We start from the raw sequence: 10,121 nt of genomic DNA, 5'->3' as shown, positions 1-10,121 counted from the left end.
CTGCTGTTCTTCGAGAAGGCCGCGGTGATCCCGTTCGTCGCGTTCGCGGTGACCGCGCTGCTGCGCCACGTGCAGGGGGATCGGGCGGCGCTGCTCACGGTGTGGCGGGCCGGGCTGCGGTTGTGGATCCCGACGCTGTCTTTGACCGCGGGCTGGATCGCGCTGTACCTGGCTGTGGTGAACCAGCGGCGCTGGAGTTCGGACCTGGCGATGACCTCCGAGCTGCTGGCGCGATCGATCACCCACGGCATCGTGCCGGGGCTGGCCGGCGGGCCCTGGCATTGGGACCGCTGGGCACCCGCCTCGCCGTGGGCGACGCCCCCGCCGTCGGTGATGGCGCTCGGCTGGCTGGTGCTGGCGGGCACCCTCGCGGTGTCATTGCTGCGCAAGCAGCGCATCGGGCCGGTGTGGGTGACCGCCGCCGGCTACGCGGTCGCCTGCCAGGTGCCGATCTACCTGATGCGCTCGTCGAAGCAGACCGCACTCGAACTCGCCCAAACCCTGCGGTATTTCCCGGATCTCGTGTTTGTGCTCGCGCTGCTGGCCGCAGTCGCGTTGTGCGCGCCGAACCGGCCCGCCGCGCCGCGCTGGCTCGATGCCTCGCCCAGGCGCGCGGCGGTGACGCTGGGCCTGGCGGTGTTGTTCGTGGCCAGCAGCCTGTATTCGACGGCGACGTTTTTGACCAGCTGGCGCGACAACCCGGCCCAGCCCTATCTGCGGAACGCTCGGGCCGACCTGGCCGCGGCACACGCCGCCTCGACCGCCCCGCTGCTCGACCAGGAGGTCGATCCGCTGGTGCTGCAGCGGGTGGCGGCACCGGAGAACCTGGCCAGCCACCTGTTCGCCCTGCTCCGGGATAGGCCCGAATTCGCTTCGGCGACAACGCAATTGCGGATGCTGGACAGCTCGGGCCGACTGGTCAAGGCGCGGGTGACCTGGGTGCGGACGATCGTTCCGGGACCCATGCCGCAGTGCGGGTATTTCGCGCAGCCGGACAAGCCCGCGCGCCTGGTTCTCGACGGACCGCTGTTGCCGGCCGACTGGAGCGTCGAGCTCAACTACCTGGCCAACAGCGAGGGAACCATGACGCTGGCGCTGACGCAGGGACCGGAAGCCAAGGTGCCCGTGCACCCGGGCCTCAACCGCGTCTTCGCCCGCCTGCCGGGCGCCGGGGATGCGATCACCGTGCGCGCCAACACCACCGCGCTGGCGTTGTGCGTCGCGTCGGGCCCGGTGGGTTTCCTCGCGCCGGCCTAACGCGCGTCACGTCTGAGCTCAGCGAACGTCTGAGCGCGTCCGGTCACGGCTTTCACGGAGGCGACGGCGCCATCGGCGACGCGGGCGATCCCGGCGGCGTGCAACGAGGCCGGCTTTCCGACGAATGGTTCGGAGCCGGCACCCAGGCCACCCCGGTAGGCGCCGTGGATCGTGACATGGAACGGAACGTCGTCGCCCGCGGAGAACAAGTCGTTGACCACGACGCCGCGCGGATCGAGCACCGCTTGGTGGGTGGCGCCGATGCGTTCGTCGTCGATCTCGTGGACGTCGGCGTCGGCGAGATCTCCCCTTTCCAGCCACGCGCGCACGATTGCTTCGGCGTCGGGGTCGGCGGGCACCGCCTCGGTCGACATCCATGGATCGATGTGCGGCGGGATCAGCGGATGCGCTTGGCCGCCGGCGATTTGGGCCCGCATCGCGAAGTAGTCCTGCTCAACGTAGTTTTCCGTCAAACGAGTGCCGTTCCACTTGTACAGTCCGACGCCGCGCCAGCAGGTGAGAGCGCGCTTCTGTCCCGCCGGCATGGCCGCGTGCTCACTGAAGTGCATGCACAGGCGATCGCCGTTGAGCACGAACTCGTGCACGACGATGCCCAGACCCGGTGCGGCGTCGAAGATTTGGCGAACGGCGTCGGCATAGGTGGTCGACCGGACGAGCGCCAGGCCGTTGATGTGCACGACGTAGTCGGGCTCCATGATCTCCGCGCAGACCGATTGGTCGTGCGAGTTCGTATAGTCGATGCAGTAGCGGCGCATCAGCGCGACGAAGGGATGCACCTCACTCGTCCGGGCCGAGAAGCTGTGATACACAAAGAGATTCGGGGACGCGCTCGATGCCGATGGCCCGGTCGATGGCTTCGTGCAGATAATAGATCCGCCGCTCGTGGTAGCCGAGCCGCAGCGACTCGAGGGCTCCTGCGTTCAGCGACCGCTGGGCGCCGGGCAGGACGCCGAGGTCCTCGAAGAGCACCTGGGACAAGACCGCGATGAAGGCGTCGTGGGTCTCCCGGTTGCCCTCCGCAGCGAGCGACGAACACCAGTGGACGCGGTACGTCGACGTGGCCGGGCCGGTCGGCCAATTCGTGATCAAGAAGACGAACCCGGCGCCGTTGAACACGATGCTCAGGTTCGGGAAGACGTGGTAGGAGAACGTGCCCTGGAATGGCAGATCACCGAGGCCGGGAAATACGCACGGGAACGGTGAGAGCGATTCGCCGTCGATGCCGTCGCGATACGAGACGAGCATCCGGGAATGGCCGTTGCGCAGCAGCTGTATGCCGGTCGCCGACTGCTGAAGTGCGCGCGCGGCCGTGGCGCGGTGCACGTAGTTGACATGGTAGGTCTCGAGATTGGCGTCGACGGGCAGCTTCCAGTTGACCGGGACGTCGCGCACCGTGCGATCCACCAGGTGCAGCCGCCCGTCGAGCTCGGCGAAGTCGCTCAGCTCCTCGCCGACCGGCCCGAGAAACGCGGACAACGGCTGCGCATCGCGGTCGAGGTTGACGAACACGAGGGGTCCCCACGACTCGCACCGGACCTCGGCCAGGCCGTGGCACGTAGGGTCCAGGCCGGAGAAGTTGGACGCCTCGGGGTAGCCGACAAGTTTCCCCTCGAGCGAGTACGTCCACGCGTGGAACGGGCACGTGAGCCTGCGGCCGACGTTGCCCCGCGACTCTTCGACGAGCGCGGCCCCCCGGTGCCGGCAGGTGTTGTAGAAGGCGCGAACGACGTTGTCCCGGCCGCGGATCAGCATGACCGGCTTGTCGAGCTGCTCGAGCAGGAGGTAGTCGCCGGGGTTGCGCAGCTGATCGGCGTGGGCGACGAACAACCACGAGCGCGAAAAGACCGCGGCGGCTTCGAGCTTGGCGAAATCGGCGTCGAAATACCGCCCGGCGGGCACGGGCGGGAGCACCGGGAAGTCCGGCGGATACACCCGCCGATCCGCCTCGGCTTGCGCGTGCCGCTTTACCCCGTCCATCACCCGCGAGCCCATCGCCACCATCCGATTATATGAATGGTCGTTCATTTATCAAGACATGCTGCCTTCTGCCCGCAAGAATGGCGAGCATGCCGAACAAGCAGAAGGCGCCCGCGCGTCGCCCGCGGGGCCGCCCGCCGAACTCGGACGGGCAGTTGACCGCGCAGCGACTCCTTGACGCCGCGGCGACGGTATGCGTCGAAAGGGGTTTTGAGGGGAGCACGCTGCCACGGATCGCGGAGCGGGCGGGCGTCTCACCGACCGCCGTGTACAACCACTTTCACAGCCGGGAGGAATTGCTGTACGCGGCGGCGGTGCGTGCCCTCGACCAGATCACCGCGGCCGCGCTGCGGGCGGGACGCGGTGCCGGGACCCTGCAAGCGATCGCGATGGCCTACCTGCGGCCGGAGATGACACAGAACCGCCGGCTGATCGCCGAGCTGCACCTGGCCAGCCGGCGCGACGAGCGGTTGGCGTCCCTGATCGCGCAGTGGCATCGGGATTACGCGGACCGCTTCGTCGGAACCCTGGGGGCTGATCCAAACCCGCAAGCCACGACGAAAGTCGTGTTTCTGCTGCTCCTCGGGCTTTGTCACTTCGATGACCTGTCGGCGATCAGGGCGTCGCGCGCCGCGGTTAGCGAGCGGGTGGAGCGCCTGATCGAGGTGCTGCTACCGGATGGAGCCACCTAGGAGAATCGAACTCCTGACCTGCTCATTACGAGTGAGCCGCTCTACCGACTGAGCTAAGGTGGCGTGCCCTTCAGGGCGGCACGAGTCTACGGCAGCGGGGCGGGCACCCCCAAGTTAGTCGCGCAGTTCCTGGCCGAAGGTGGCCACCATCGCGTCGACGGCGAACTTGGGCTTGACGTTGATCGCCAACGCTTCGCGGCACTCCAGGACCGCTTCGATGCAGCGCAGCAGCCGCTGCGGCGAGGAGTGCGCGGCCAGCGCCGACACCCGGTCGGCCATGTCCGGATGGTTGTGCCGCACCGACCCGGCACCGGCCGAGACCATCAGCGCATCGCGGAAATAAGTGGCCAGGTCGATCAGCGCCCGGTCGAGCGCGTCGCGCGAGGCCCGGGTCTGACGCGACTTCTGCCGCCGCTCGAGGTCCTTCATCGCGCCCGTGGCGCCGCGCATCGCCCCGGCGGTGCCCTTGCCGGTGCCGCCGGCGCCCAGGGCCGTCCGCAGCTCCTCGGTCTCGGCCTCGGCGCGGTCCGCGGTGAGCACCACCGCCTCGGCCTCCGCCGCGGCGACCAGCTCCTCGGCGGCGGCGTAGGCCCGCGACGGGGTCGCGGCGTCGCGCACCAGCGCCAGCGCCCGTTCCCGGCGCTCGCGGGCCTCGGGATCGGTGGCCAGCCGCCGCGCCCGGCCCACGTGGCCGCCGCTGACCGACGCCGCCCAGTCCGCGGTCTCGGGGCTCAGGCCGTCGCTGTCGACCAGCACGCGGGCGATCGCCTCGGTCGGCGGGGTGACCAGCGCGACGTGCCTGCACCGGGAACGCAGCGTGATGGCGATGTCCTCCGGATCCACCGACGGCGCGCACAACAGGAACACCGTCGACGGCGGCGGCTCCTCGACGACCTTGAGCAGCGCGTTGGCGGCGCCCTCGGTGAGCCGGTCGGCGTCCTCGATCACCACGATCTGCCGGTGCCCGGTCGCCGGACGCCGCGACGCGATCTGCACGATGGCCCGCATGTCGTCCACCCCGATCGACAGCCCCTCCGGGACCACCCGGCGGACGTCGGCGTGGGTGCCCGCCATGGTCGTGGTGCAGGCCCGGCACTGACCGCACCCCGGTTCCCCGTCGGAGGTGCACTGCAACGCGGCGGCGAAGCACAGCGCCGCGACCGAGCGCCCCGACCCGGGAGGACCCGTGATCAGCCACGCATGTGTCATAGTCCCGTCGCCCGCGCCGCTGTGAACCAAGTCACCGCGGGCCGCCCTGGCGGCGGCGAGCAGCTCGGCCGTCACCACGTCCTGGCCTACCAGCCGCGTAAACACCCCGGACATCACCGGTAACAGTAGCCACCACCGCCGACATATACCGATCGGCCACCGTATCGCGACGATCCCGTTACATTTGGCCTCTTTTCGGCCCACGCGGGGACGCGTCGAGATCGTTGTAAGTTTCCGACAAGTCCCTGCTGACCGATACGGTGGGATCGTGGCAACACCGGCAGCACTGCCCGGGCGGATCAGCGGATTCGTCCGGTGGGTGGTGCGCACGCCGTGGCCGCTGTTCTCGCTGAGCATGCTGCAGGCCGACATCATCGGCGCCCTCTTCGTACTCGGCTTCCTGCGTTACGCGCTGCCGCCCGAGGACCGCATCCAGCTGCAAGATCTCCCGGTGCTGAACCTGGCGGTCTTCGGCACCGCGCTGGTGTTGCTGTTCCTGGCCGGCTGGATGGTGAACCTGAAGCTGCTGATGCCGGTCTTCCGCTGGCAGCGCCGTGACAACCTGCTGGCCGAGGCCGACCCGGCCGCCACCGAGCTGGCCCGTAGCCGCGCCCTGCGAATGCCCTTCTACCGCACGCTGATCAGCATGGTCGCCTGGTGCATCGGCGGGGTGGTGTTCATCATCGCCAGCTGGTCGGTGGCCCGGTTCGCGGCGCCCGTCGTGGCCGTCGCCACCGGGCTCGGCGCGGCGGCGACGGCCATCATCGGCTACCTGCAGTCCGAGCGGGTGCTGCGGCCGGTCGCCGTGGCGGCCCTGCGCAGCGGCGTCCCCGAGAACGTCCAGGCGCCGGGCGTCATCCTGCGGCAGATCCTGACCTGGATGCTGTCGACCGCCGTCCCGGTGCTGGCCATCGTGCTGGCGGTGATGGCGGACAAGGCGTCCCTGCTGCACGCCACCCCCGAGAAGCTGTTCACGCCGATCCTCCTGCTGGCGCTGGCGGCGCTGGGCATCGGCTTCGTCAGCACCCTGCTGGTCGCCATGTCCATCGCCGACCCGCTGCGCCAGCTGCGGTGGGCGCTGTCGGAGGTGCAGCGCGGAAACTACAACGCGCACATGCAGATCTACGACGCCAGCGAACTCGGCCTGCTGCAGGCCGGCTTCAACGACATGGTGCGCGACCTGTCCGAGCGGCAGCGGCTGCGCGACCTGTTCGGCCGCTATGTCGGCGAAGACGTGGCCCGCCGGGCGCTGGAGCGCGGCACCGAGCTGGGCGGCCAGGAGCGCCACGTGGCGGTCCTGTTCGTCGACCTGGTCGGCTCCACCAAGCTCGCCGCGACCCGACCGCCCGCCGAGGTGGTCCACCTGCTCAACGAGTTCTTCCGGGTGGTGGTCGAAACCGTCGGCCGGCACGGCGGTTTCGTCAACAAGTTCCAGGGCGACGCCGCGCTGGCCATCTTCGGGGCGCCGATCGAGCATCCCGACGCGTCCGGTGGCGCGCTGGCCGCGGCCCGCGAGCTGCACGACGAGCTCCTCCCGGTGATCGGTTCGGCGGAATTCGGGATCGGGGTGTCGGCGGGCAGGGCGATCGCCGGGCACATCGGCGCGCAGGCCCGCTTCGAGTACACGGTGATCGGCGACCCGGTCAACGAGGCCGCCCGGCTGACCGAGCTGGCCAAGCTGGAGTCCGGCCACGTGCTGGCGTCGGCGATCGCGGTCAGCGGCGCGCTCGACGCCGAGGCCTTGTGCTGGGACGTCGGCGAGGTGGTCGAGCTGCGCGGCCGCACCGCCCCCACCCAGCTGGCCCGGCCGGTGAAGCTCGCCGGATCCACGGACTCCCAGCCCGTGCGGTCCGCCGAGGAGCTGCACAGCGAGTCGATCGGCCCCGGCTACTAGGGCCTAGGTGCGCTTGGCGGCCTTCTTGGCCGGCGCTTTCTTGCGGGCGGCCTTCTTCGCGGGCCGCTTCACCGGACCGCGCGCCCGCCGGTCGGCCAGCAGTTCGGCGGCGCGCTCGTCGGTGATCGACAGGACGTCGTCGCCCTTGCGCAGGCTCGCGTTGGTCTCGCCGTCGGTGACGTAGGGCCCGAACCGGCCGTCCTTGATCACCATCGGCTTGCCGGTCGCCGGGTCGGCGCCCAGCTCCCGCAACGGCGGCGCGGCCGCCCCCTGCCTACCGCGGCGTTTGGGCTCGGCGTAGATCTTCAGCGCCTCGTCCAGCGTGATCTCGAAGATCTGCTCCTCGGTCGCCAGAGAACGAGAATCGGTGCCGCGCTTCAGGTATGGGCCGTAGCGACCGTTCTGCGCGGTGATCTCCTCACCGGTCTGCGGGTCGACTCCGACCACCCGGGGCAGCGACAGCAGCTTCAGCGCGTCCTCGAGCGTGACGCTCTGCAGGTCCATGCTGCGCAATAGCGAGCCGGTGCGGGGCTTGGGCCCGGTGGGCTTCTTCCCCTTCTTCGCCGGGGCGCCACCCTCCTCGTCGGGCGGCGGCGGCAGTACCTCGGTCACGTACGGCCCGTACCGGCCGTCCTTGGCGACGATCTCGTGACCCGTTTCCGGGTCGACGCCCAACGTGCGCCCCTCTTGCGGCGTGGCGAACAGCTGCTCGGCCACCTCCAGCGTCAGCTCGTCGGGCGTCAGCGAGTCGTTGAGGTTGGCCCGCTGCGGCGTCGGTTCACCGTCGTCGCCGGTCACCATGCGTTCCAGGTAGGGCCCGTTCTTGCCCACCCGGACGTACACGGGGCGACCCTGCTCATCGTCAAAGAGCTTGATGGAGTTGACTTCTCGGGCGTCGATCCCTTCGAGGTTGACGCCGACGAGTTTCTTGAGACCACCGGAGCGCGCCACCGAATCGGCCACGCCATGGTCACCGCCGAAGTAGAAACGGTTCAGCCAGTCCGTGCGCCGCTCCTGCCCGGAGGCGATCGCGTCGAGTTCGTCCTCCATCGCGGCGGTGAAGCCGTAATCGACGAGCCGGCCGAAATGCTGTTCCAGCAAACCGGTTACGGCGAATGCGACCCAGGAGGGCACCAGGGCGCTGCCCTTCTTGTGCACGTAGCCGCGGTCCTGGATGGTCTTGATGATCGACGAGTACGTCGACGGCCGGCCGATGCCCAGCTCCTCGAGCGCCTTCACCAGCGACGCCTCGGTGTAGCGTGCCGGCGGGTTGGTGGCGTGGCCGTCCGGGGTGAGCTCGATGGCGTCCAGCCGCTGGCCCTGCGTCAGCTGCGGCAGCCGGCTCTCGGCGTCGTCGGCCTCGCCGCCGGCCAATTCGTCGACGGTCTCCACGTACGCCTTCAGAAAGCCGGCGAACGTGATGGTGCGCCCGCTGGCCGAGAACACGACCTGGCGGCCGCCGGATTCACCGTTGATCCGCAGGCTCAACGTCGTCCCGCGCGCGTCGGCCATCTGCGAGGCCACGGTGCGCTGCCAGATCAGCTCGTAGAGCCGAAATTCGTCGCCGTCGAGCTCGCGGCGCACCGCGTCCGGGGTGGCGAACGCCTCGCCGGCGGGCCGGATGGCCTCGTGCGCCTCCTGGGCGTTCTTCACCTTGCGGGTGTACTGCCGCGGCGACGGCGAGACGTATTCCTCGCCGTAGAGCTGACGCGCCTGGGTGCGCGCGGCGTTGATCGCCGACTGCGACAGCGTGGTCGAGTCGGTACGCATATAGGTGATGTAGCCGTTCTCGTAGAGCCGCTGGGCGATGCTCATGGTGCGCTCCGACGAGAACCGCAGCTTGCGGCCCGCCTCCTGCTGCAGCGTCGACGTCATGAACGGCGCGTAGGGCCGCCGGGTGTACGGCTTCTCCTCCACCGAGGCGACCGCCAGTTGGGCGCCGCGCAGCCCGGCGGCCAGCTCGGTCGCCTGGGTCTCGTTGAGAACGGTGACCTCGTCGGCCTTGCGCAGCTGGCCCAGCGAGTCGAAATCGCGGCCGGTGGCCACGCGCAGGCCGTCAACGCCTGCCAGCCGGGCGGAGAAGGTGGGCGGTGACGCCTGCGGGTCGGACACGCTGGCGTCCAGCTGGGCCACGATGTCCCAGTAGGAGGCGCTGCGGAACGCCATCCGATCGCGTTCCCGCTGCACGATGATGCGGGTGGCCACCGACTGGACCCGGCCCGCCGACAGCTTCGGCGCCACCTTCTTCCACAGCACCGGGCTGACCTCGTAGCCGTAGAGCCGGTCCAGGATGCGGCGGGTTTCCTGCGCATCGACCAGGTCGATGTCCAGGTCACGGGGGTTTTCGGCGGCCTCCAGGATGGCGGGCTCGGTGATCTCGTGGAACACCATCCGCTTGACCGGGATGTTCGGCTTCAGGGTTTCCAGCAGGTGCCAGGCGATCGCCTCGCCCTCGCGGTCACCGTCCGTGGCCAGATAGAGCTCGTCGACGCCCTTGAGCAGGCCCTTCAGCTCGCTGACGGTGCTCTTCTTCTCGGGGCTGATGATGTAGAGCGGTTCGAAGTCGTGGTCGACGTTGACTCCGAGCCTCGCCCAGGGCTCCGACTTGTATTTCGCCGGCACGTCGGCCGCGGCGCGGGGCAGGTCGCGGATGTGGCCGCGGGAGGATTCCACTATGTAGTTGGAGCCCAGGTAGCCGGCCAGTTTGCGCGCCTTGGTCGGCGACTCGACAATGACGAGTCGCCTACGGCTCCCAGCCCGGCCGCTCTCGCGGTCCTTGAGATTCGGGTCGGCCAACTACGCTTACGCTCCATCCTTGATCTCGGCCCCCCTGCGAGGCCGCCCCGCAGAAGAATGACAGGCCAGCGCCAGAAATTCCGGGGAAATTCAGATACGCCAGCGTTCCTTCGCCTTCGGGCACCTGACAATTTCCCACCCTTGGGCGCGACTGCGCAAACCGACTGCCCGCAGGACAAATCTTTTTCCGCGGTTATACCCGCGGCCACACCGCTGACGCGTCAACGCCGTCTGGGGCTTCGCCCACGTTCTCTACCAGGCGTGATAGCCGACGA

General features: G+C 69.4%; 7 protein-coding genes and 1 tRNA gene. 3 read left to right on the top strand and 5 right to left on the bottom strand.

Annotated elements, in window-relative coordinates; genetic code table 11:
- The coding region (locus tag A9X03_RS02630) for a hypothetical protein (protein ID WP_068259558.1) at positions 1-1,257 on the top strand (1,257 nt) is incomplete at its 5' end.
- Here A9X03_RS02630 and A9X03_RS02625 read toward each other — a convergent pair.
- Both A9X03_RS02625 and A9X03_RS02620 read right to left on the bottom strand, forming a co-directional pair.
- Complete coding sequence (locus tag A9X03_RS02625) at positions 1,254-2,054, bottom strand: hypothetical protein (RefSeq protein WP_068259556.1); 801 nt, start codon at positions 2,052-2,054, stop codon at positions 1,254-1,256. The two genes, A9X03_RS02630 and A9X03_RS02625, sit on opposite strands and share 4 nt — an antisense overlap.
- Position 2,055: 1 nt before the next feature.
- Positions 2,056-3,270, bottom strand: a complete 1,215-nt coding sequence (locus tag A9X03_RS02620; RefSeq protein ID WP_231975333.1) for an aromatic ring-hydroxylating dioxygenase subunit alpha — start codon at positions 3,268-3,270, stop codon at positions 2,056-2,058.
- A gap of 74 nt (positions 3,271-3,344) precedes the next feature.
- Between A9X03_RS02620 and A9X03_RS02615 the strand changes: the two genes are divergently transcribed.
- Complete coding sequence (locus tag A9X03_RS02615) at positions 3,345-3,947, top strand: TetR/AcrR family transcriptional regulator (protein ID WP_197505034.1); 603 nt, start codon at positions 3,345-3,347, stop codon at positions 3,945-3,947.
- On the opposite strand, the gene A9X03_RS02610 is transcribed toward A9X03_RS02615, so the two are convergent.
- Positions 3,935-4,010 (bottom strand) — tRNA-Thr (locus tag A9X03_RS02610). The two genes, A9X03_RS02615 and A9X03_RS02610, sit on opposite strands and share 13 nt — an antisense overlap.
- Before the next feature lie 51 nt (positions 4,011-4,061).
- Positions 4,062-5,270 (bottom strand): DNA polymerase III subunit delta', encoded by a 1,209-nt coding sequence (locus A9X03_RS02605; RefSeq protein ID WP_067758806.1) that lies wholly within the window; start codon positions 5,268-5,270, stop codon positions 4,062-4,064.
- Between the two features lie 70 nt (positions 5,271-5,340).
- On the opposite strand from A9X03_RS02605, the gene A9X03_RS02600 reads away from it, so the two are divergent.
- A complete protein-coding gene (locus A9X03_RS02600) occupies positions 5,341-7,050 on the top strand; it encodes an adenylate/guanylate cyclase domain-containing protein (RefSeq protein ID WP_369830989.1) in 1,710 nt (569 codons plus the stop codon).
- A 3-nt stretch (positions 7,051-7,053) separates the two neighbouring features.
- Here the strand turns inward: A9X03_RS02600 and topA are convergent, their stop codons facing one another.
- The gene (topA, locus tag A9X03_RS02595) at positions 7,054-9,846 is read right to left on the bottom strand and encodes a type I DNA topoisomerase (RefSeq protein WP_067758811.1); all 2,793 of its coding nucleotides are present in this window, start codon (positions 9,844-9,846) and stop codon (positions 7,054-7,056) included.
- Positions 9,847-10,121: the final 275 nt, after the last annotated feature.

Origin of the sequence: Mycobacterium sp. E1715 (genome assembly GCF_001667625.1) — a bacterium.
Classification (GTDB): domain Bacteria; phylum Actinomycetota; class Actinomycetes; order Mycobacteriales; family Mycobacteriaceae; genus Mycobacterium.
This window is presented reverse-complemented; position numbering and strand designations above follow the sequence as displayed.